General features: G+C 67.9%; 23 protein-coding genes. 18 read left to right on the forward strand and 5 right to left on the reverse strand.

The annotated features are described in order from the left end of the window. The first annotated feature begins 153 nt into the window (after positions 1 to 153). The 13 genes from HMPREF2716_RS27855 to HMPREF2716_RS27915 all read left to right on the forward strand — a co-directional run bounded on the left by HMPREF2716_RS27855 (position 154) and on the right by HMPREF2716_RS27915 (position 12,728). The gene (locus HMPREF2716_RS27855; protein WP_003095417.1) at positions 154 to 747 is read left to right on the forward strand and encodes a MarC family protein; all 594 of its coding nucleotides are present in this window, start codon (positions 154 to 156) and stop codon (positions 745 to 747) included. A gap of 424 nt (positions 748 to 1,171) precedes the next feature. Then, the gene (gene urtA, locus HMPREF2716_RS27860) at positions 1,172 to 2,437 is read left to right on the forward strand and encodes an urea ABC transporter substrate-binding protein (protein WP_003105144.1); all 1,266 of its coding nucleotides are present in this window, start codon (positions 1,172 to 1,174) and stop codon (positions 2,435 to 2,437) included. 147 nt (positions 2,438 to 2,584) lie between these two features. Further along, the gene (gene urtB / locus HMPREF2716_RS27865; RefSeq protein ID WP_010792251.1) at positions 2,585 to 4,174 is read left to right on the forward strand and encodes an urea ABC transporter permease subunit UrtB; all 1,590 of its coding nucleotides are present in this window, start codon (positions 2,585 to 2,587) and stop codon (positions 4,172 to 4,174) included. Further along, positions 4,171 to 5,250: an urea ABC transporter permease subunit UrtC gene (gene urtC / locus HMPREF2716_RS27870; protein WP_003105139.1), complete on the forward strand. Its 1,080-nt coding sequence runs from the start codon at positions 4,171 to 4,173 to the stop codon at positions 5,248 to 5,250. The genes urtB and urtC overlap by 4 nt, the downstream gene beginning before the upstream one ends. Further along, positions 5,247 to 6,104 carry an urea ABC transporter ATP-binding protein UrtD gene (gene urtD, locus HMPREF2716_RS27875; protein WP_073650798.1) on the forward strand — a complete coding sequence of 286 codons (858 nt, stop codon included), beginning with the start codon at positions 5,247 to 5,249 and terminating at the stop codon, positions 6,102 to 6,104. The genes urtC and urtD overlap by 4 nt, the downstream gene beginning before the upstream one ends. A 136-nt stretch (positions 6,105 to 6,240) precedes the next feature. Further along, a complete protein-coding gene (gene urtE, locus HMPREF2716_RS27880) occupies positions 6,241 to 6,939 on the forward strand; it encodes an urea ABC transporter ATP-binding subunit UrtE (RefSeq protein ID WP_003112317.1) in 699 nt (232 codons plus the stop codon). A gap of 83 nt (positions 6,940 to 7,022) precedes the next feature. Next, positions 7,023 to 7,475: a GNAT family N-acetyltransferase gene (locus HMPREF2716_RS27885; RefSeq protein WP_003121119.1), complete on the forward strand. Its 453-nt coding sequence runs from the start codon at positions 7,023 to 7,025 to the stop codon at positions 7,473 to 7,475. Between the two features lie 8 nt (positions 7,476 to 7,483). Further along, entirely contained in the window at positions 7,484 to 8,326 is an 843-nt protein-coding gene (locus HMPREF2716_RS27890; protein ID WP_023518145.1) for an urease accessory protein UreD, read from the forward strand. A 1-nt stretch (position 8,327) separates the two neighbouring features. Continuing rightward, entirely contained in the window at positions 8,328 to 8,630 is a 303-nt protein-coding gene (locus HMPREF2716_RS27895) for an urease subunit gamma (protein WP_003099389.1), read from the forward strand. Between the two features lie 8 nt (positions 8,631 to 8,638). Further along, entirely contained in the window at positions 8,639 to 9,157 is a 519-nt protein-coding gene (locus HMPREF2716_RS27900; RefSeq protein ID WP_003146239.1) for an L-methionine sulfoximine N-acetyltransferase, read from the forward strand. Positions 9,158 to 9,173: 16 nt separating this feature from the next. Continuing rightward, the gene (locus HMPREF2716_RS27905) at positions 9,174 to 9,479 is read left to right on the forward strand and encodes an urease subunit beta (RefSeq protein ID WP_003095450.1); all 306 of its coding nucleotides are present in this window, start codon (positions 9,174 to 9,176) and stop codon (positions 9,477 to 9,479) included. A gap of 62 nt (positions 9,480 to 9,541) precedes the next feature. Next, positions 9,542 to 11,242 carry an urease subunit alpha gene (gene ureC, locus HMPREF2716_RS27910; RefSeq protein ID WP_003099392.1) on the forward strand — a complete coding sequence of 567 codons (1,701 nt, stop codon included), beginning with the start codon at positions 9,542 to 9,544 and terminating at the stop codon, positions 11,240 to 11,242. A 118-nt stretch (positions 11,243 to 11,360) separates the two neighbouring features. After that, the gene (locus HMPREF2716_RS27915) at positions 11,361 to 12,728 is read left to right on the forward strand and encodes a hypothetical protein (RefSeq protein ID WP_003457376.1); all 1,368 of its coding nucleotides are present in this window, start codon (positions 11,361 to 11,363) and stop codon (positions 12,726 to 12,728) included. Between the two features lie 9 nt (positions 12,729 to 12,737). Here the strand turns inward: HMPREF2716_RS27915 and HMPREF2716_RS27920 are convergent, their stop codons facing one another. Further along, entirely contained in the window at positions 12,738 to 13,004 is a 267-nt protein-coding gene (locus HMPREF2716_RS27920; RefSeq protein ID WP_003099395.1) for a DksA/TraR family C4-type zinc finger protein, read from the reverse strand. A 125-nt stretch (positions 13,005 to 13,129) separates the two neighbouring features. Between HMPREF2716_RS27920 and HMPREF2716_RS27925 the strand changes: the two genes are divergently transcribed. Next, entirely contained in the window at positions 13,130 to 13,744 is a 615-nt protein-coding gene (locus HMPREF2716_RS27925; RefSeq protein WP_010895687.1) for a hypothetical protein, read from the forward strand. A 91-nt stretch (positions 13,745 to 13,835) separates the two neighbouring features. Here HMPREF2716_RS27925 and HMPREF2716_RS27930 read toward each other — a convergent pair whose 3' ends face one another. Further along, positions 13,836 to 14,699, reverse strand: a complete 864-nt coding sequence (locus HMPREF2716_RS27930; RefSeq protein WP_003121125.1) for an isocitrate lyase/PEP mutase family protein — start codon at positions 14,697 to 14,699, stop codon at positions 13,836 to 13,838. Between the two features lie 207 nt (positions 14,700 to 14,906). Here HMPREF2716_RS27930 and HMPREF2716_RS27935 point away from each other — a divergent pair, with 207 nt between their 5' ends. Further along, positions 14,907 to 16,172, forward strand: a complete 1,266-nt coding sequence (locus HMPREF2716_RS27935; RefSeq protein WP_016253953.1) for an Hsp70 family protein — start codon at positions 14,907 to 14,909, stop codon at positions 16,170 to 16,172. Between the two features lie 174 nt (positions 16,173 to 16,346). Here HMPREF2716_RS27935 and HMPREF2716_RS27940 read toward each other — a convergent pair whose 3' ends face one another. Continuing rightward, a complete protein-coding gene (locus tag HMPREF2716_RS27940; protein WP_042929714.1) occupies positions 16,347 to 16,643 on the reverse strand; it encodes a PsiF family protein in 297 nt (98 codons plus the stop codon). Between the two features lie 154 nt (positions 16,644 to 16,797). Between HMPREF2716_RS27940 and HMPREF2716_RS27945 the strand changes: the two genes are divergently transcribed. Both HMPREF2716_RS27945 and osmE read left to right on the forward strand, forming a co-directional pair. Then, positions 16,798 to 17,337, forward strand: a complete 540-nt coding sequence (locus tag HMPREF2716_RS27945) for an MOSC domain-containing protein (protein WP_003095483.1) — start codon at positions 16,798 to 16,800, stop codon at positions 17,335 to 17,337. Positions 17,338 to 17,425: 88 nt separating this feature from the next. Beyond that, positions 17,426 to 17,770, forward strand: a complete 345-nt coding sequence (osmE, locus tag HMPREF2716_RS27950) for an osmotically-inducible lipoprotein OsmE (RefSeq protein ID WP_003095488.1) — start codon at positions 17,426 to 17,428, stop codon at positions 17,768 to 17,770. A 43-nt stretch (positions 17,771 to 17,813) separates the two neighbouring features. Here osmE and HMPREF2716_RS27955 read toward each other — a convergent pair whose 3' ends face one another. Beyond that, the gene (locus HMPREF2716_RS27955; protein ID WP_003095492.1) at positions 17,814 to 18,221 is read right to left on the reverse strand and encodes a Rho termination factor N-terminal domain-containing protein; all 408 of its coding nucleotides are present in this window, start codon (positions 18,219 to 18,221) and stop codon (positions 17,814 to 17,816) included. A 146-nt stretch (positions 18,222 to 18,367) separates the two neighbouring features. Between HMPREF2716_RS27955 and brlR the strand changes: the two genes are divergently transcribed. Next, positions 18,368 to 19,180, forward strand: a complete 813-nt coding sequence (gene brlR, locus HMPREF2716_RS27960; RefSeq protein ID WP_003095496.1) for a c-di-GMP-binding multidrug transporter transcriptional regulator BrlR — start codon at positions 18,368 to 18,370, stop codon at positions 19,178 to 19,180. Between the two features lies 1 nt (position 19,181). Here the strand turns inward: brlR and HMPREF2716_RS27965 are convergent, their stop codons facing one another. Further along, a complete protein-coding gene (locus HMPREF2716_RS27965; protein ID WP_012614601.1) occupies positions 19,182 to 21,251 on the reverse strand; it encodes an AsmA family protein in 2,070 nt (689 codons plus the stop codon). Positions 21,252 to 21,507: the final 256 nt, after the last annotated feature.

The following is a 21,507-nucleotide window of genomic DNA, read 5'->3' on the forward strand; positions in this document are numbered from 1 at the left end:
TCCCGTAGGGCGCATGACGCCAACGGCGTTATCCGCCGACACCCGGCCTCGTTGTCACATGCCACGCGAACCGGCATATTGCCAACCCGCCGGACATCGCGCCGGCCCGTCGCACGCTATGCTCATGCCCACACCCGGACCGGAAGCGCCTCCATGCATTTGCTGTTCAGCGTCTACCTGAAGATGCTGGTGCTCTATAGCCCCTTCTTCGTGCTGTCCTGCTTCATCAGCCTCAGCCGCGGCTTCGGCCCGCGCGACCGCAAGCGCATGGCCTGGCGGGTGGCCCTGGCGGCGCTGATCGCCAGCGTCGCGCTGTACCTGTTCGGCCGCTACATCTTCATCCTCTTCGGTATCACCGCCGACGCCTTCCGCATCGGCGCCGGCAGCGTGCTGTTCATCTCCGCGCTGGGCATGGCCCAGGGTCGCGCGGCGGTGCAGAGCGACAACGTGCAGCAGGACGTGACCATCGTCCCGCTGACCATTCCTCTCACCGTCGGCCCCGGCACCATCGGCGCGCTGCTGGTGATGGGCGTCGGCCAGGGCTGGGAGGCCAAGCTGATCTCCCTGGTGGCGATCTTCCTCGCCTGCCTGACCCTCGGCACCACGCTCTATCTTTCCGACCGCATCGAACGCCTGCTTGGCGACCAGGGGCTACAGATCGTCAGTCGCCTGATGGGCCTGTTCGTCTGCGCACTGGCGGCGCAGATCATCGTCACCGGCCTGAAGGGTTCGCTGTTCCCAGGCTGAGCGCACCAGCCTGAGGCGGACGCCCTGGATGCCGCGCCCTGACGCACCGCGGTGGTGCCAGGACGGAGCGACGGCGTTCCCATGGACGCGCCGCCGGCGGCAAGGAGGGAGGTCAGCGCGACGCCTCCCCTTCCGGAGCCCACGGCGCCTTCTCCGTCGATATCCGGCGAAAACCCGTTGAAAACGCAGCCTTCCCCGGCATAGCCAGACCTGCTCGGCATGCTTCCCCGGCGACTCGCGGCGCCTTTTCGCCGACCGATACCGGCCAGCGCCAAGAAGAGGCACAGCCTTTGCTCTGGAGCCTCGACGAAGAGATCCAGGCCGCAGTGCGCACCCCGCCGTCCACCGGACGGATGCCCGACGACAAGCACGACGCCTCCTGAAAACTGCCGCCCCGACCGCTGGTGAATGGAGAACAACACCAATGAAACGTCGCAGTCTGCTCAAGGCCTTCACGCTGTCCGCGTCCATCGCTTCCATGGGCCTGTCCTGGTCCATCCAGGCCGCCGAAACCATCAAGGTCGGCATCCTCCACTCGCTGTCCGGGACCATGGCGATCTCCGAGACCTCGCTGAAGGACATGGCCCTGATGACCATCGACGAGATCAACGCCAAGGGCGGGGTCAACGGCAGGAAGCTGGAGGCGGTGGTGGTCGATCCCGCGTCGAACTGGCCGCTGTTCGCGGAAAAGGCCCGCCAGTTGCTGACCCAGGACAAGGTCGCGGTGGTCTTCGGTTGCTGGACCTCGGTGTCGCGCAAATCGGTGTTGCCGGTGTTCGAGGAACTCAACGGATTGCTGTTCTACCCGGTCCAGTACGAGGGCGAGGAACTCTCGCCGAACGTCTTCTATACCGGCGCGGCGCCGAACCAGCAGGCGATCCCGGCGGTGGAGTACCTGATGAGCGAGGACGGCGGCGGCGCCAGGCGCTTCTTCCTGCTCGGCACCGACTATGTCTACCCGCGCACCACCAACAAGATCCTGCGCGCCTTCCTGCACAGCAAGGGCGTGGACGACAAGGACATCCAGGAGGTCTACACGCCGTTCGGCCACAGCGACTACCAGACCATCGTCGCCGACATCAAGAAGTTCGCCGCAGGCGGCAAGACCGCGGTGGTCTCCACCGTCAATGGCGACTCCAACGTGCCCTTCTACAAGGAACTGGCCAACCAGGGCCTGGAAGCCACCGAGGTACCGGTGGTGGCCTTCTCCGTAGGCGAGGAAGAACTGCGCGGCATCGACACCAAGCCGCTGGTCGGCAACCTCGCGGCATGGAACTACTTCGAGTCGGTGAGCAATCCGGTCAACGAGAAGTTCGTCGCCGACTGGAAAGCCTACGCCAAGGCGAAGAACCTGCCGAACTACGGCACCGCGGTGACCAACGACCCCATGGAAGCCACCTACGTCGGCATCCACATGTGGGCGCAGGCCGTGGAAAAGGCCGGCAGCACCGAGGTCGACAAGGTTCGCGAGGCGATGGCCGGGCAAAGCTTCAAGGCGCCATCCGGCTACACGCTGGTCATGGACAAGAGCAACCACCACCTGCACAAGCCGGTGATGATCGGCGAGATCCAGGACGACGGCCAGTTCGAAGTGGTCTGGAAGACCCCCGAGCCGCTTCGCGCGCAACCCTGGAGCCCGTTCATCCCGGGCAACGAGAAGAAGCCGGAGCATGCGCTGAAGAGCAACTGAGTTCTGCCGTGAAGAACCCTGCCCCCCCTGACCAGGCGTTCCCCTGAACGGAACGGGAACGCCCCGGTCGCGCGCCTAACGGCCCCCTCGTCCTTCAGGGAGAGGGCGGGGGACCGGCCATACCGCACGTCGCCCAGGAACCCCAGCATGCCCCTTGCCCTCCTCACCCGCCCGCTCCAGGCCTGTGTCCTGGTCCTGGCCGCCCTTCTCGCGGTGACGGCCTACGCCGGACCGGCGCAGGACTTCGCCGCTGCCGACAACGGCGGTCGCGCCCACCTGCTCGAACACTGGGCGGCGACGCCCGACGCCGGTCGCCTGGCCTTTCTCGAAGCGCTGCGCCACAACCGCATTGCGCTGGACAGCCGCCAGCAGCCATTCATCCTCGGCGCCGACCAGCGTTTCCAGGCCGCCGAAGGCGACGCCCTGCCGGACGGCGAGCCGAAGCCGCTGCGCCTGAACAATCGCCTGCGCGGCCTGCTCAACACCGCCCTGGCCAGCCACCAGTTGGTGGCCAACGAAGTGCCGCTGCGGCAGGCCGCCGCGCAGCAGTTGCAGAAAACCGCCAAGGCCGCGCAACGGCCGCTGCTCGAAGCGCGCCTGCGGATCGAGAGCGACGCTGGCGTGAAGGAAGCCCTCGGCCTGGCCCTGGCCAACCTGCAACTCGGCGATCCCGACCCGGCGCTACGCCTTTCCGCCGTGCGCCTGCTCGGCGAGTCCGGCGATCCGCTGGCGCGAACCCGCCTGGAGAACCTGCTCGACCCGGCGGTGGAACCGGAGGAAGGCGTGCGCATCGCCGCCGCCACCAGCCTGGCCCAGGTCAAGCGCCGACTGCTGGTCGGCGACCTGCTCGGCCAGGCCTTCAGTGGCCTGTCGCTGGGCTCGATCCTGCTGCTCGCGGCGCTCGGCCTGGCGATCACCTACGGCCTGCTCGGGGTGATCAACATGGCCCACGGCGAAATGCTCATGCTCGGCGCCTATTCCACCTACGTGGTGCAACTGCTGTTCCAGCGCCTGGCGCCGGAATGGCTGGCGCTCTACCCGTTGCTGGCGCTACCGGTGGCGTTCTGCGTCAGCGCCGCCATCGGCATGGCCCTGGAGCGCACGGTGATCCGCCATCTCTACGGCCGGCCGCTGGAAACCCTGCTCGCCACCTGGGGCATCAGCCTGGTGCTGATCCAACTGGTGCGGATGCTGTTCGGCGCGCAGAACGTCGAGGTAGCCAACCCGGCCTGGCTGTCCGGCGGCATCCAGGTGCTGCCGAACCTGGTGCTGCCGTGGAACCGCATCGTCATCATCGGCTTCGCCCTGTTCGTGCTGCTCCTCACCTGGCTGCTGCTGAACCGTACGCGGCTCGGCCTGAACGTCCGCGCGGTGACCCAGAACCGCAACATGGCGGCCTGCTGCGGGGTGCCCACAGGGCGCGTGGACATGCTCGCCTTCGGTCTCGGCTCGGGCATCGCCGGGCTCGGCGGGGTAGCCCTGTCGCAGGTCGGCAACGTCGGCCCGGACCTCGGCCAGGGCTACATCATCGACTCCTTCCTGGTGGTGGTGCTCGGCGGCGTCGGCCAGCTCGCCGGCAGCGTCCTCGCCGCCTTCGGCCTCGGCGTGGCGAACAAGATCCTCGAACCGCAGATCGGCGCGGTGCTGGGCAAGATCCTGATCCTCGCGCTGATCGTCCTGTTCATCCAGAAACGCCCGCAGGGACTGTTCGCCCTGAAAGGGAGGGTCATCGATTGAACCAGCCACTCACCGTCACCCTCGCCCGCCGGGCCGGCGGCCGCGTCACCGCTATCGCGCTCGGCGCAGCCTTCGCCACGCTGCTGGCCATGCCGCTGCTGCACCTGCTGCCGGCGGACAGCGCGCTGCACCTTTCGGCCTACAGCCTGACCCTGACCGGCAAGATCCTCTGCTACGCCATCGTCGCCCTCGCCCTCGACCTGGTCTGGGGCTACGCCGGCCTGCTGTCCCTCGGCCACGGGCTGTTCTTCGCCCTCGGCGGCTACGCCATGGGCATGTACCTGATGCGCCAGGCCTCCGGCGACAGCCTGCCGGCGTTCATGACCTTCCTTTCCTGGAACGAACTGCCCTGGTACTGGGCCGGCACCCAGCACTTCCTCTGGGCGCTGTGCCTGGTGGTGCTGGTGCCCGGCGCGCTGGCCTTCGCCTTCGGCTACTTCGCCTTCCGCTCGCGGATCCGCGGCGTGTACTTCTCGATCATGACCCAGGCCCTGACCTTCGCCGGCATGCTGCTGTTCTTCCGCAACGAGACCGGTTTCGGCGGCAACAACGGCTTCACCGACTTCCGCAGCATCCTCGGCTTCCCGATCACCGCGCCGGGCACCCGCGCCGCCCTGTTCCTCGCCACCGTCGCGCTGCTCGCGGCCAGCCTGCTGCTCGGCTGGCGCCTGGCGCGAAGCAAGTTCGGCCGGGTCCTCACCGCGCTGCGCGACGCCGAGAACCGCCTGATGTTCTGCGGCTACGACCCGCGCGGCTACAAGCTCTTCGTCTGGACCCTGAGCGCGGTGCTCTGCGGCCTCGCCGGCGCGCTGTTCGTGCCGCAGGTGGGGATCATCAACCCCAGCGAGATGTCGCCGACCAACTCCATCGAGGCCGCCGTCTGGGTCGCCCTCGGCGGACGCGGCACCCTGCTCGGCCCGCTGCTCGGCGCCGGCGTGGTGAACGGCGCGAAGAGCTGGTTCACCGTGGCCTTCCCGGAATACTGGCTGTTCTTCCTCGGCGCGCTGTTCATCGTCGTCACCCTGTACCTGCCGCGCGGCCTGCTCGGCCTGCTGCGCAAGGAGAAGGAGCAATGAGGACCACCCCGCACCTGATGCTCGAACCGGCCTTCCACCCCGGCCTCGATAGCGCCGGCAGCGGCCGCGACGCCATCGGCCTGGGCGCCGCCACCAGCGGCCGGCTGGACGCGCGCCACGGCACCATCCTCAGCCTGGAAGACATCAACGTCAGCTTCGACGGCTTCAAGGCCCTGCGCGACCTGACCCTGTACATCGGCGTCGGCGAATTGCGCTGCATCATCGGCCCCAACGGCGCCGGCAAGACCACCCTGATGGACGTGATCACCGGCAAGACCCGCCCGCAGAGCGGTACCGCGTATTTCGGCGACACCCTCGACCTGACCCGCATGAGCGAGGTGCAGATCGCCCAGGCCGGGATCGGTCGCAAGTTCCAGAAGCCTACGGTGTTCGAGGCCCTGAGCGTGTTCGAGAACCTCGAACTGGCGCAGAGGGCCGACAAGTCGGTGTGGGCCAGCCTGCGCGCGCGGCTCGACGGCACGCAGAGGGAACGCATCGAGGAGGTGCTCGCCACCATCCGCCTGCTGGAGTCGCGGCAGCGTCCGGCGGGTTTGCTGTCCCACGGCCAGAAGCAGTTCCTCGAGATCGGCATGCTGCTGGTGCAGGAACCGCAGTTGCTGCTGCTCGACGAGCCGGTGGCGGGCATGACCGATGCCGAGACCGAATTCACCGCCGAGCTGTTCAAGTCCCTGGCGCGCAAGCACTCGCTGATGGTGGTGGAGCACGACATGGGTTTCGTCGGCAGCATCGCCGACCATGTCACCGTGCTGCACCAGGGCCGCGTGCTGGCCGAAGGCTCGCTGGCGGAGGTACAGGCCGACGAACAGGTGATCGAGGTCTACCTCGGTCGCTGACGCCAGCCATCCGCTCGGCGGGTAGCGCCTGCCAAGTGGCGCCCGTCGCGTAAGGCGAATGACCGCTCGCGGTTATCCGCCGAGCCAGGTTGGGAATCGCAGTGAAGAACCATCACGGGACAAATGGAAGAGAACCATGCTGCAAGTCGACAAGCTCCACCAGTACTACGGCGGTAGCCATATCCTCCGTGGCCTGAGCTTCGAGGCGAAGGTGGGCGAGGTGACCTGCCTGCTCGGTCGCAACGGGGTGGGCAAGACCACCCTGCTGCGCTGCCTGATGGGCCTGGTCCCGGCCCGCGAGGGCCAGGTCGCCTGGGAAGGCCGTTCGCTCACCGGACTCAGGCCGCACCAGCGGGTCCGCGCCGGGATCGCCTACGTGCCGCAGGGACGGGAAATCTTCCCCCGGCTGACGGTGGAAGAGAACCTGCTGATGGGACTGTCCCGTTTCAGCGCCAGGGACGCCCGGGCGGTGCCGGACTTCATCTACGAGCTGTTCCCGGTCCTGCGCGAAATGAAACAGCGCCGCGGCGGCGACCTCTCCGGCGGCCAGCAGCAGCAACTGGCGATCGGCCGCGCCCTGGCCAGCCAGCCGCGACTGCTGATCCTCGACGAACCCACGGAAGGCATCCAGCCTTCGGTGATCAAGGAGATCGGCGCGGTCGTCCGCAGCCTGGCGGCGCGCGGCGACATGGCGATCCTGCTGGTCGAGCAGTTCTACGACTTCGCCGCCGAACTGGCCGACCAATACCTGGTGATGGCGCGCGGCGAGATCGTCCAGCAGGGCCGCGGCCGCGACATGGAGAGCGAGGGCGTGCGCGGGCTGGTGGCGATTTGAACGGACTGGGACACACTGCCGCTGGCGCAACCGGGGCCTGCGCTGGCAATCTCTATGCCCTCGTCTTTCCGCAGGAGGTCGAAATGACCGTCACTCTGCGCCCGGCCGTCCAGGCCGACGCGGGCTTCGCCGCGCTCTGCGTCGCCGCCGCCTATGCCCCGTGGATCGCGGTGATCGGCCGCAAGCCCTGGCCGATGACCCAGGACTACCACGAGGTGATCGCCAGCGACCGGGTCCTCATCGCCGAGCACGACGGCCAGCCGGTCGGCCTGCTGGTGACGCGGGAAACCGCCGACGGCTTCCTCGTCGACAACCTCGCCGTGCTTCCCGAATGCAAGGGCCAGGGCATCGGCCGACAACTGCTGGAGCGTGCCGAGCGCGACGCAACGAGCCTCGGCTACCGCTCGCTGTACCTCTACACCAATGAGCGGATGACGGAAAACATCGAGCTCTACGCCAGGGTCGGCTACCTCGAATACGAACGCCGCCAGGAAGAGGGATTCCGCCGCGTGTTCATGCGCAAGGCCCTGGCCTGACCCGACCGATGACCGCCGCCCTCCCCGACCTGAGCTTCCACCCCGCCTGGCACGCCCAACTGGAGCTGGCCTACGCCCGCGCCGGCGACGCCACCCGCCCGGTGACGCGGCGCCACGCCGGACCGCTGCGGGTGCAGAAGCACCTCTACGCCGAAGGCCCGGAAGTCTGCCAGCACATCCTCGTGCATCCGCCCGGCGGCATCGCCGGCGGCGACAGCCTGGCCTTCGACGTGCGCCTCGGCGAACGCGCCTGGGCCCAGCTCACCAGCCCCGGCGCGGCCAAGTGGTACCGCGCCGCCTGCCCGTCGCGGCAGACCCTGGAGATCCACCTGGAGCCCGGCGCCACCCTGGAATGGCTGCCGCAGGAAAGCATCGTCTTCGCCGGCGCCCAGGCCGAACTGGAAACCCGTATCCAGCTGCGCGGCGACGCCCGCCTGTTCTACTGGGACATGGTCGCGCTAGGCCGCCCGGCCAGCGGCGAGCGCTTCGTCAGCGGCCACTTCGTCGCGGCCCTGGACATCCGTCGCGACGACCGCCTGCTCTGGCACGAGCGCCAGCGCATCGACGGCGGCGACCGCCTGCTCGACTCGCCGATCGGCCTCGCCGGGCATCCGGTGCTGGCGACCCTGGTCGCCAGCGGCGAGATCGACACCGACCTGCTGCAACGCTGCCGCGCGCTCCCCTGCGCCGGCCGCGGCAACCTCAGCCAGTTGCCCGGCGGCCTGCTGGTGGCGCGCTGCCTGGCCGACGAGGCGCTGCACGCGCGTGCCTGGCTGATCGAACTCTGGCGCCTGCTGCGGCCGGCGCTGCTCGGCCGCGAGGCCGTTCCCCCACGCATCTGGAGTACCTGAGATGGACTTGTCCCCTCGCGAGAAAGACAAGCTGCTGATCTTCACCGCCGGCCTGCTCGCCGAGCGCCGGCTGGCACGCGGTCTCAAGCTGAACTACCCGGAGGCGGTGGCGCTGATCTCCGCCGCCCTGCTGGAGGGCGCGCGCGACGGCCGCAGCGTCGCCGAGCTGATGCACTACGGCACCACCCTGCTGAACCGCGAGCAGGTGATGGAGGGCGTGCCGGAGATGATCCCGGACATCCAGGTGGAGGCCACCTTCCCCGACGGCACCAAGCTGGTGACCGTCCACCAGCCCATCGCCTGAGGCCGGCCATGAGCGCTTCGATCCGCGACGCCGGCGTCGCCGACCTGCCCGGCATCCTCGCCATCTACAACGACGCCGTGGGCAATACCACGGCGATCTGGAACGAAACCCCGGTGGACCTGGCCAACCGCCAGGCCTGGTTCGACACCCGCGCCCGCCAGGGCTACCCGATCCTGGTGGCAAGCGACGCCGCCGGCGAAGTGCTCGGCTACGCCTCCTACGGCGACTGGCGACCCTTCGAGGGCTTCCGCGGCACCGTCGAGCACTCCGTCTACGTGCGCGACGACCAGCGCGGCAAAGGCCTCGGCGTGCAACTGCTGCTGGCGCTGATCGAACGTGCGCGGGCCCAGGGCCTGCACGTCATGGTGGCCGCCATCGAAAGCGGCAATGCCGCCTCGATCGGCCTGCACCGGCGCCTCGGCTTCGAGATCAGCGGGCAGATGCCGCAGGTGGGCCAGAAGTTCGGCCGCTGGCTCGACCTGACCTTCATGCAACTGAACCTCGACCCGACGCGCAGCGCGCCCTGAGCCCCAAGGAGCCCCCATGATCCCCGGTGAATACGACATCCAGCCCGGCGATATCGAACTCAACGCCGGCCGCCGCACCCTCGCCCTGAGCGTGGCGAACACCGGCGACCGGCCGATCCAGGTCGGCTCGCACTACCACTTCTTCGAGGTCAACGACGCCCTCGCCTTCGACCGTCCGGCCACCCGTGGCATGCGCCTGAACATCGCCGCCGGCACCGCGGTGCGCTTCGAACCGGGGCAGAGCCGCGAGGTGGAGCTGGTGGAAATCGGCGGCGGACGGCGGGTATACGGCTTTGCCGGGCGGGTGATGGGGGACCTCTAGGGCCCCACTGGCCAGGTTCGACCAAAGACAGCGAACACCGACGATCGCCAAAGGAGCGTTCGATGAAAATCAGCAGACAAGCCTACGCCGACATGTTCGGCCCCACCGTCGGCGACCGCGTGCGCCTGGCCGACACCGACCTGTGGATCGAGGTGGAACGGGACTTCACCGTCTATGGCGAGGAAGTGAAGTTCGGCGGCGGCAAGGTCATCCGCGACGGCATGGGCCAGAGCCAGCTGGGCGCGGCGCAGGTGGTCGACACGGTGATCACCAATGCGCTGATCCTCGACCACTGGGGCGTGGTCAAGGCCGACGTCGGTCTCAAGGACGGGCGCATCCAGGCCATCGGCAAGGCCGGCAACCCGGACATCCAGCCCGGGGTGAACATCGCCATCGGCGCCGGCACCGAGGTGATCGCCGGCGAGGGCATGATCCTCACCGCCGGCGGCATCGACACGCACATCCACTTCATCTGCCCGCAGCAGATCGAAGAGGCGCTGATGAGCGGGGTCACCACCATGATCGGCGGCGGCACCGGCCCCGCCGCCGGGACCAACGCCACCACCTGCACCTCCGGTCCCTGGCACATGGCGCGGATGCTCCAGGCCGCCGACGCCTTCCCGATGAACATCGGCTTCACCGGCAAGGGCAACGCCAGCCTGCCGCTGCCGCTGGAGGAGCAGGTGCTCGCCGGCGCCATCGGCCTGAAGCTGCACGAGGACTGGGGCAGCACCCCGGCGGCGATCGACAACTGCCTGGAGGTCGCCGAGCGCCACGACATCCAGGTGGCGATCCACACCGACACCCTCAACGAATCCGGCTTCGTCGAGACCACCCTCGGCGCCTTCAAGGGCCGCACCATCCACACCTACCACACCGAGGGCGCCGGCGGCGGCCACGCACCGGACATCATCAAGGCCTGCGGCTTCGCCAACGTGCTGCCCAGCTCGACCAACCCGACACGGCCGTTCACCCGCAATACCATCGACGAGCACCTGGACATGCTGATGGTCTGCCACCACCTCGACCCGGCCATCGCCGAGGACGTGGCCTTCGCCGAGTCGCGCATCCGCCGCGAGACCATCGCCGCCGAGGACATCCTCCACGACCTCGGCGCGTTCAGCATGATCAGCTCCGACAGCCAGGCCATGGGCCGGGTCGGCGAAGTGATCACGCGCACCTGGCAGACCGCCGACAAGATGAAGCGCCAGCGCGGCCGCCTCGACGGCGACGGTGCGCGCAACGACAACTTCCGCGCCAGGCGCTACATCGCCAAGTACACCATCAACCCGGCGATCACCCACGGCATCAGCCATGAAGTGGGCTCCGTCGAAGCCGGCAAGTGGGCCGACCTGGTGCTCTGGCGCCCGGCCTTCTTCGGCGTCAAGCCGAGCCTGATCCTCAAGGGCGGGGCCATCGCCGCCAGCCTGATGGGCGACATCAACGGCTCGATCCCCACGCCGCAGCCGGTGCACTACCGACCGATGTTCGCCAGCTACGCCGGCAGCCGTCACGCGACCAGCCTGACCTTCGTCAGCCAGGCCGCCTTCGCCGCCGGCGTACCGCAGCAGCTCGGCCTGCGCAAGGCCATCGGCGTGGTCAGCGGCTGTCGCGGTGTGCAGAAGACCGACCTGATCCACAACGGCTACCTGCCGACCATCGAGGTCGACGCACAGAACTACCAGGTACGCGCCGACGGCCAGTTGCTCTGGTGCGAACCGGCGGACGTGCTGCCGATGGCGCAGCGCTATTTCCTGTTCTGATTCCCACGCGACGGGTCCCGGCGCCACGCCGGGACGTCGACCGCTCCGTTCGGACAGCTTGGCTTGCCGGCGCTAGCGGCGACAATGGCGCCTACCCGTAGCCGCCGGCAGTCCGTCCATGTCCTCCCGCCAATCGTCCCGCAACGCTTCCACCCCGTATCTGGCCAAGGCCTTCCAGGCAACGGCCATCGTCGTGGTGAGCTACTTCCTCTACTGGACCTACCAGCTCTACCAGTACGGCGAGATTCCCATCAGCAAGAAGGACGTGATGCTGCGCCAAGCCATCCTCGCGCGCTTTCCGGCGGACTACGAGGTGGAGATCAAGGGCGCCGACCTGCTCGGCTTCGGCGAGAAATTCCTGGTCGCCTACGGCAATCGGCGCTTCGTCGGCAAGGCCTTCGCCATGGACGACCAGGTCATCGAGCGCCTGGAGCGGAACCAGGGACGGACCAACCTGCCGCTGGTGAAGGTGTTCTACATCGCCGAACCCGGCCTCCTCTCCTCGCTGCTCAACCTCTCCCCGTTCCTGGATATCCAGAAGAACATGGTCGAGCTGAGCCTCCGGGAATACCGGAAGATCCAGTTGGTCCCCTTCGATCCGGACGCGAAGCGGAAACCGCGCGAGCAGTTCGAAACCGATTATGCCTTCCCCCAGCTGTTCAGCCTCAGCCAACTGGAAGTCGCCGACTACGACGGCGACGGCCGCGACGAACTGCGCCTGGGCTACCTGTCCTACGCCGGCGGTTCGGGAGGGACGCGCTGGTCGGTGATCTACGACCTGAAGGACGGCGCGCTGACCGCCCATTCCGGCTATCCGGAAATGCTCGACATCGACGTCGCCCAGTTCATCCAGGCGGTCAACCTGTACGCCGGCCTCGACGGCACCTTGCCGCGCGACCAGCGTCAGCTGGAAGACGTGGTCGGCCGAGGCAGCGAGCGCTTCGCGCTGACCGCCGCGGAGCGCCAGGCACTGGTCGCCGACCCGCCGCAGCGGGACGACTACGCCAGGGTCCTGATGAGCCTTTCGCCGCGCTCGCCCTACGCCCCCGATCGCTTCATCGACCTCGGCGACGGCAGCCGACTGAGCCTGGCCCCGCGCCATACCGACGATTACTCGACCTTCCTCGACATCGGCGGGAAGAAAATCTTCGTCGAAGCCTTCTACGTCGACGACGACGCCTGCCACTGGTGCGAGCATCGCTGGCGAGTGATGGCTTTCCATTACGACGACGGTCGCTGGATCTCGGACCGCACCATCAACGGCGACAGCTTCAACGGGCAATGGCTGCGCAACGCGGAGCCGCTGGGCCTCAACGACGTTTTCGGCACCTACCGCGACCAGGGCCCGGCGGGCCTGGCCTGGTCCTTCATCGACCCGCGCTGGACCGCCTCCAGCCAGCATGACATGGACGATCCGCTGGGCGTGGGAATGCGCACCCTGTCGCCGGTGGAGCAATGGGTGAAGGAACGCTATCGGGAAAACTGAGGCAGGCCTTCAGCGCAACTGGCTGTCCTTGCTGCCGCGGCGGTTGTAGCCGCTGAACTTCGCCTGTTCCCTGTCGTGCTCGGCCTGGCAGTTGACGCACAGGCGCACGCCGGGAATCGCCCGGCGCCGCGCCTCGGGGATAGTCGCGTCGCACTCTTCGCAATGGGTCAGGCTCTCGCCACGAGGCAACTGGCTGCGCGCACGAGCGATGGCATCCTCGATCGTGCTGTCGATCTGTTCCTGCACCGCACCGTCGTTCGCCCACCCGCTGGCCATGACTGACTCCTCTGGCTGAAACCCTGGAACCTCCAGATATGGGCGTTCGCCCGCGGCTTTGCAAGGGCGGCGCGACCATCGGCCTGGCGTGGCACAATCGCCAGCCAAGCCTGAAGGTACACCGCATGATGGGACCGTTCCGCCGCCTCGCCCACCTGATCGACCAGGGCCGCCAGCTCGACGCCGCGCTCGCCGGCGATCCGTTCGCTCTGCCGGCGCCGGAGGACCGCTATAGCGTCCGGCAACTGCACGGCCTGTATCCGCGCCGTCATCCCGGTCTCTACGCACCGCTGCTCGGCAGCCTGGCGCTGCTGCTCGGTGCCGCGCCGCTGGGTCTTGCCGCGCTGCGCCTGGCATTGCCGGAGGCTCCTTTGCGGCCGCTGGGCTGGCTCTCCGCCCTGCCGCTGCTGGCGGCCTGGCTGTGGCTGATCGCCCTGCTCTCCCGTGGCGCCAGCCTCGGCCCGCGCCTGGCCCGCGACGCCAGCCTGCTGCTGGTCGGCACCGGGCTCCTGCTGCGCCTGGCCAGCGGCGAGACGTCGGGCCTGGTGGCCCTCGGCGGCGGCGCCTGTGCCTGGCTGCTGTTCAACAGCCGGGCGATGCAACGCTACATGGAACTGGTCTACGCCCAGCGCCTGTACCGCGCCCAGTCGGCCAACCGCCCCGGTTCGGCGCAGCGGCGCCTGGCCAACCAGGCCGCCTACCGCGAACGCAAGCGACGCGAGCGCTCCGGGCGATCCTGAACCAGACTGTCGCCCTGCGACCTTCTGCGCATTGGCGGGCGCCGCCGACCTGCAGGCGCGGCAGCGCAACATGGGCCTGGCCTGAGGTCGCCTACTCTTTGACTTCCATGTAGTCGCGGGCCCAGGCCTGGTATTCCTCGGGGAAGGTGTACTTCTTCGACAGCTCCGAGGCGGTCAGGTCCGAGGCCACCGCACCGCGCTCCTCGCGCAGGCAGTCGTAGGTCGCCTTGATCGCGGCGAAATAGGCGGCGTGGCCGTTGACCACGACACGCACGCCGAGCCGCGCCAGGCGGGCGTCGTCGCGCAGTTGCGGATTACCGTAGGTGACCAGCATCAGCGGGATGTGCAGGTGCTCGGCGATCGCCTCGAGGTGGGCGAAGTCGCGCACGCCGACCAGGCAGATACCATCGGCGCCGGCTTCCTGGTAGGCCAGGGTGCGCTGGATCACCGCATCGACGTCGATCAGTTCGGCGTTGGTCCGGGCAATGATGGTCAACGCCGGGTCGACCCTCGCCTCCAGGGCCGCGCGGATCTTGCCGACGCCTTCCTCGACGCAGATCAGGTCGGTGGACTTGCGCCCGAACTGCGCCGGCAGCAGGGTGTCCTCGATGGTCAGCGCGGCGATTCCGGCGCGCTCCAGTTCGACCACCGTACGCATCACGTTCAGCGCGTTGCCGTAGCCGTGGTCGGCGTCGGCGATCACCGGCAGGCGCGCCACCCGGCCGATGCGGGTGGCCTGCTCGACGAATTCGCTGAGGGTGATCAGGGCGAAGTCCGGCGCCGCCAGGACCTGCAGGGAAGCCACCGAACCGCCGAGGATGCCGCACTCGAAGCCGAGGTCGGCGGCGATACGCGCCGACATGGGATCGAACACGGAAGCGGTGTGGTAGCAACGGGAGGAGTCCAACAGCGCGCGAAACATCGCACGCAACTCATGGTGTGAGGCTCTATGCATGGCGAAATCCAGGACAACACGGCAAGACGGAGTGGGAAAGCAGCGCCAACATAGCACCATGCGCAGGCCCCTTGGCAAATCCGTATACAAAGGTCGGGGCGGCCCGCACGGACGTACCAGGACGCTTCCTGCCGATCGCCGGCGGTGAAATCCGCGACGCTCTCGCATACACTGCGCGGCCGTTTTTTTCCCGGACCGTTTCGCGCCATGAACCCGAGCACCGCCGCCCGCGCCCTGGGCATCGATTTTGGCACCTCCAACTCCACCGTCGGCTGGTGGCGGCCGGAGGTCGAACCGCTGATCGAGCTGGAGGACGGCAAGATCACCCTGCCCTCGGTGGTGTTCTTCAACGTCGAGGAGCGCCGCCCGGTCTACGGCCGCCAGGCGCTCGGCGAGTACCTGGAGGGCTACGAGGGCCGGCTGATGCGCTCGCTGAAGAGCCTGCTGGGCTCCAAGCTGCTGAAGAGCGAGACCACCGTGCTCGGCAGCGCCCTGCCGTTCAAGGACCTGCTCGGCCTGTTCATCGGCCAGCTCAAGGCGCGCGGCGAGGCCGCCGCCGGGCAAGCCTTCGACGCGGTGGTGCTGGGTCGCCCGGTGTTCTTCGTCGACGACGACCCGGAGGCCGACCGCGAGGCCCAGGACACCCTGGTGCAGGTGGCCAACAAGCTCGGCTTCAAGGAGGTTTCCTTCCAGTACGAACCGATCGCCGCGGCCTTCGACTACGAGCGCGGCATCCAGCGCGAGGAACTGGTCCTGATCGTCGACATCGGCGGCGGCACCTCGGACTTCTCCCTGGTGCGCCTGGCGCCGGAGCGGCGCAACCTGGCCGAGCGCCAGGACGACATCCTGGCCACCGGCGGCGTGCACATCGGCGGTACCGACTTCGACAAGCAGCTCAGCCTGGAAGGCGTGATGCCGCTGTTCGGCTACGGCAGCCGGATGAAGAGCGACGCCTTCATGCCCACCAGCTACCACCTGAACCTGGCCACCTGGCACACCATCAACGCGGTGTACGCGCAGAAGTCGCAATTGGCGCTGAAGAACATGCGCTACGACATCGTCGACAGCACCGGCATCGACCGCCTCTTCAGGCTCATCGAGGAACGCGCCGGGCACTGGCTGGCAATGCAGGTGGAAGACAGCAAGATCCGCCTGACCGAAACCGAGCGCCTGCACCTCTCGCTGGAGCGCATCGAGCCCGGGCTCGGCGTGGAGCTGACCCGTGGGCTGTTCGAGAACGCCGTCGACGGACTGCTGGAGCGCGTGCGCAACAGCGTCGCGCAACTGCTGGCCTCGGCGGGGGTCGACCCGGACCGGGTCGACACGGTGTTCTTCACCGGCGGTTCGAGCGGCATTCCGGCGCTGCGCCGGAGCGTCTCGGCGATGCTGCCCAACGCCAGTCATGTCGAGGGCAACCTGTTCGGCAGCATCGGCAGCGGCCTGGCCATCGAGGCGAAGAAGCGCTACGGCTGAGCCGCCCTGGCCGCGCCCCTGCCCTATAGGGGGATAAGGTCACACCGGGCCCGCCATGGCGGATAACCGCGAGCGGTTATTCGCCCTACGCCAAGACCACGCCACACCCGTCCGCAGGGCGGATAACGCCACAGGCGCTATCCGCCGCCACACCGAGCCCGACGAGGGCGGGACTCACTTCTTCAGGCAGGTGCTCATGAACGCCTTGCGTTCGTCGCCCTTGAGCGACTTGGCACTGGCGTCGGCGTTGCAGCTCTTCATCTTCTCCTGCTGGGCGGTGGCCTTGCCGCCGGCAGGCGCGCCGGCCTTCAGGCAGCCGCTCATGAACGCCTTGCGTTCGTCGCCCTTGAGCGCCTTGGTGGTGGCCTCGGCGTTGCAGGCGGTCATCTTCTCCTGCTGCGCGGTGGCAGCGAAACCATGGGCCGAGACGGCCATGGCCAATACGAACATCGGGATACGCAGGATATTCATCGAACTCTCCTTGAAGGGCTGCACGTTCGCATGCAGGTGCGCTGAAGTCTAGCGACTGCGGCGGGCTTTGCAGGGGCTGGGAACGCGTCCTGTGCGCTTGCGACAAGCGTCATGTTTCGCGGCTAGACTGACGCCTCGCACGAGGAGGAGTTCCATGCAACAGGTCATCGCGGTGAGCCTCTGCGCCACCCACGCGTTCAGCAAGCAGGTGCGTCCCGCCATCCGCCTCCTGAAAGGCCTCGGCGTCGAGGGCGACGCCCACCACGGCGTCACCGTGAAGCACCGCTCGCGGGTGCGGCAGGACCCGACCCAGCCGAACCTGCGCCAGGTCCACCTGATCCACGAGGAACTGCACGACGAGCTACGCGCCAGCGGCTTCGCCATCGGCCCGGGGACCATGGGCGAGAACATCACCACCCGTGGCGTCGACCTGCTCGGCCTGCCCACCGGCACCCGCCTGCGCCTGGGGGAAAGCGCCCTGGTCGAGCTGACCGGCCTGCGCAATCCCTGCTCGCAGCTGGACAACTACCAGCCCGGACTGACCGCCGCCGTGCTCGGCCGCGACGAACAGGGCAACCTGATTCGCAAGGCCGGGGTGATGGCGATCGTCCTGGAAGACGGCGAGGTTCGCCCCGGCGACGCCATCGATATCCAGTTGCCCCCCTTGCCGCACCGGGCCCTGGAGAAGGTCTGAGGCAATCCGCCGCGATTCCGGGCGAACTCTGCGCGAGGGCCTGCGTTCCAATGTTGGCAAGCACCGCTCAACCACAAGGAGTCACAGCATGTACAAGCAGTCACTGGCGGCACTGTTCGTGATGGCAACCCTGGCCGGCTGCGCGTCGACCAAGGTGCAGAACCCGGTCAACTACATCACCTTCCGCAACGAACCGCTGGTCAAGGATGTCGAGAAAGGCATGAGCCAGCAGGAAGTCCTGCGCATCGGCGGCACGCCTTCCGGCACCCAGAAGCGCCTGATGAAACCGGGGAGCTGCAACAGCTACATCCTCAACAAGGACGGCCAGCAGCAGCCGTTCTACGTCAGTTTCGACGGCAGCGGCAAGGTCGACGGCTCGGGCTTCCTGAGCTGCTCCGAGCTGGACCGCCACGAGCGCGACGCCCGCCCCTGACGGCTCGACGCCCCGCTTCCTTACGGAGGCGGGGCGTCTGCGTTCAGGCCCGGGACAGGGCCTCGATCAGTTCGGCCTTGCGCATCGTCGAACGACCGCGGATGTCGCGCTTGCGCGCCAGCTGCATCAATTCCTCGCGGGTCATCTCGCTCACCGAGGTGCTGCCTTGACGTTTGCCACGGCTCGCCGAGCCGCGGTTGGCCGGTCTCCCTGAGCGGGCCTGGGCGGCGCGATGGGCCGAGTCCTTGCGGTCGGCGCGCTTGGCCGTCTCGCTCTTGGCGCGGCCGGAACCGCCCTTGCGCTCGCCGCCGCCGGACTGCTTGTTCACCGTCGCCCAGGCGCGCGCCTCGGCTTCCGATTCGCTCACACCCTTGGCCTTGTAGCTCTCCTCGATGTGCTCGGCCTTGCGCTGCTGCTTGTCGCTGTACTTGCTCTTGTCGCCACGGGGCATGGGGATATCTCCCTTTGCGATGGGTTCACTGTTGGGACCGGGAGGCGACGGCGGACGTTCAGAGAAAGTGCGCACCGGCACAAACCCCTTGACCTTGCCCCAGGGGCAATCCGTAGTCTGCCGGTATCCCGCAGCAGGAACCGGAAATGCTCACCATCGGCCAACTGGCGCGAATCTTCGAGATCTCCACCAAGACGCTTCGCCACTACGATGCCATCGGCCTGTTCGTCCCCGCGCGCACCGGTAGCGACAACGGCTACCGCTACTACCAGCCGGAACAGATCGAGCAGCTCTCGCGCATACTCGCGCTGCGCCGGCTGGACGTTCCGCTGGAAGCCATCGACCGCCTGAAACGCGATGGCGCGCTGGACGACCCGCAACGCCTGCGGCATTTCCTGCAACGACACCAGCACACCCTGCGCGAAGAGATCAGCGCCCGCCAGCGCCTGCTGGCGGAACTCGACCGAACCCTGGCGACGCTCGCCCACTGGAGGATCCGCAACATGCATGCACGAATCGTCGAACGTCCCGCCTTCAGCGTGGTGGGCATGGAATACTTCGGCAGCGCCCCCGGCGACACCATCGGCCAGCTCTGGGAACGCTTCATCCCGCGCGAGCACGAGATCGCCGGCAAGCACGATCCCGAGGTCTCCTATGGCATCTGCGCGCAGCAGCCCAACGGCGAATTCCACTACGTCGCCGGCTTCGAGGTGCAGGAGGGCTGGCCGGTGCCGGAGGGCATGGTGCGCTTCCAGGTGCCGGCGCAGAAGTACGCGGTGTTCACCCACAAGGGCACGGCGCCGCAGATCGCCGAGAGCTTCCAGGCGATCTACAGCCACCTGCTCGCCGAACGCGGCCTGGAGCCCAAGGCGGGGGTCGACTTCGAATACTACGACCAGCGTTTCCGCGGACCGCTGGATCCGAACTCGCAAGTCGACCTGTATATCCCCATCTACTGAATCAGCGCTTGCCGGCCGGCACCTTGGCTGGCAAGCGCATGCGCTGCAGCAGCGCGGTGCACTGGTTGTCGTCGCTTTTGCTCGGCGCCACCAGCGCCAGCAGGCTGGCCGCCGGGCCCACCGTCACGCCGAGGGCGATCATTCCCGCGCCGCGCGCCACCAGCGGCCCGGCATGGACCCCGGCGTCGGGCTTGGCGAAGGTGCCGCGCACGTACAGCGGCGAGCGCAGCGAGAAGATCCGCAAGCCCTTGCTGTGCGGGGTGACATCGAGATCGAGCTTCTCGTTGGCGAAGTTCACCGTGCCGTCGACGTTGACCAGCGCGTTCTCGGTGTCGAAGACGAACAGCCGGCTGGTCATCAGGCCCTTCTGCAGGCCGAAGTCGGCGGCCGCGCAGTTGATCTTCACCTCGTCGTCGCCGAACAGCTTGGTCACCAGGTAGTTTCCGACATTGAGGCCGGCGATTTCGGTCAGGCCCTTGCTGATCGCACCGTCGTTGATCAGCATCTTCAATTCGCCATCGGCGCCGCCGAGGATCTTCGCCACCGAATTGCCACTGCCGCTGAGACTGGCGTCGCCGTTCAGCTCGCCGAAGCTGGTCTGCATCGGCGCGAAGCCGGGGAACAACTGCTTCAGCTTGAAACCCCGCGCGCTCATCTTCACTCGGCTCTGCATCGGCTGCTTGCCGCCGTCCAGGCGGATGTCCGACTCCAGCTTGCCGCCGGCCACGCCGAAGCGCAGGGGCTCCAGGCGCAGCAGGCCGTCGTTGAGCACCAGATGGGTATAGAGGTCGCTGATCGGCAACTGGTCGCTGTGGACGATACGCTTGCCGGTGAATTCCACGTCGGCGTCCATGTCGCGCCAGCGCTCGGTACGGAATTCCTCCACCGGCAGCACCTTGTCGCCCGGCTGGCGGCTGGTCTGCCCGCGCTTCTGTTTTTCGGCATTGCTGTCGGCGCCGATCAGCGGGCCGAGGTCGGCGAAGCGCAGTTGCTCGGAGGTCAGCTTGCCGGACAGCTTCGGCCTAGGCTGGCGAGCGACGAAGGTCAGGCTGCCGTGCAGGTCGCTGGCGCCGACCTTGCCGTTGAAGTTCTCGTAGCGGAACAGTGCGCCGCCCTCCTCCTTGAGCCGCGCCAGCAGGTGTCCGTCGGTGGAGTAGGCCGGAGTGTCCGGCAGGGTGATGCCGGTCAGCGGATAGAGATTGGCCATGCTGGTCCCGGACAGCTTCAGGCGCAGGTCGAGGGCGCCGAGGTTGAGCGGGTCGGTCAGGGTGCCGACCACCGCGGCACGGGTGCTGCCGGCACTGACCTCGGCCTGTAGCGGGAAGGGCTTGCTCGCATCCTGCAACGCCAGCATCCCGCCGACCTTGCCCGAGCCGGCCAGAGCCTGGCCCTTGTAGGTGCCCTTGACCTTCCAGCCGAACACATAGTCCTGGGCGTTCGCCGCATCGCCCGTGGCCAGCGCCTTGCCGGCCAACTGACCGAACGGCACCGGCTTGCCGAGCGGGTCGACCAGCACTTCCAGACGGGTCTTCAAACGCTGGTCGTCGAGGCTGACGCTACCCTTGTCGAAACCGATCTCGCGGATGTCCAGTTGCCAGGCGGACGGCTCGTCGCTGTCGCTGGCAGGCAGGTCGAAATCCCAATTGGCGCGGCCGTCGGCCAGGCGCAGGAGCTCGGCGCGCGGCTGGGTCAGCTTGATCTGTGGAATGCGGATGGTCTGCCAGAGCAACGGCAACGGCGCGAGGCGGAATTCGATGCGTTCCAGGCTGGCGAACTCGCTCGCCTTGGTCTTGCCCGCCGCCCACTCCGGGTTGCCGAGGGTGATGTCCTCGGCGCTGAAGCGCGGCCAGGGGATCCAGGCGCGCCAGCCTTCCTCGCCCTCCTCGCGGCGCCAGGCCACGGCGAGGTTGCCGTTGATGGCGAACGGGCGGTTCAGCGCCGCCGAGACCTTTTCGTTGAGGGTGGGCTTGATCAGGTTCCAGTCGAAGGTGGCGATGAACACCACCAACGCCGCCAGCAGCAGGACCAGGCTGGCGAGGCTCCAGGTCAGGATCTTTCGGCCGCGCGTCATGCACAACTCCTTTTCGCCGCGTCGGTTGTCGGGCAGGCGCGGCAGCGCGCCTCGCTCAGCCCGTCAGTGTGCAGGCTGGCCCATGGACTCGCCAGCGCGAATACGCCGGCCCGTTCCGTTAGGACCGGCGAAACGCCGGCATTGCTCCCCGTCCCACGCATTTCAGGCAAAAGGCCAGTTCGGCGGCGGGTCGATAAAACTTTTTCGACCGCGCGGGACTCACACCTTAGGTAAGCAGAAAAAGCCGACCGCAGAG

Origin of the sequence: Pseudomonas sp. HMSC076A11, assembly GCF_001810205.1 — a bacterium.
In the GTDB taxonomy this organism is placed as follows: domain Bacteria; phylum Pseudomonadota; class Gammaproteobacteria; order Pseudomonadales; family Pseudomonadaceae; genus Pseudomonas; species Pseudomonas aeruginosa.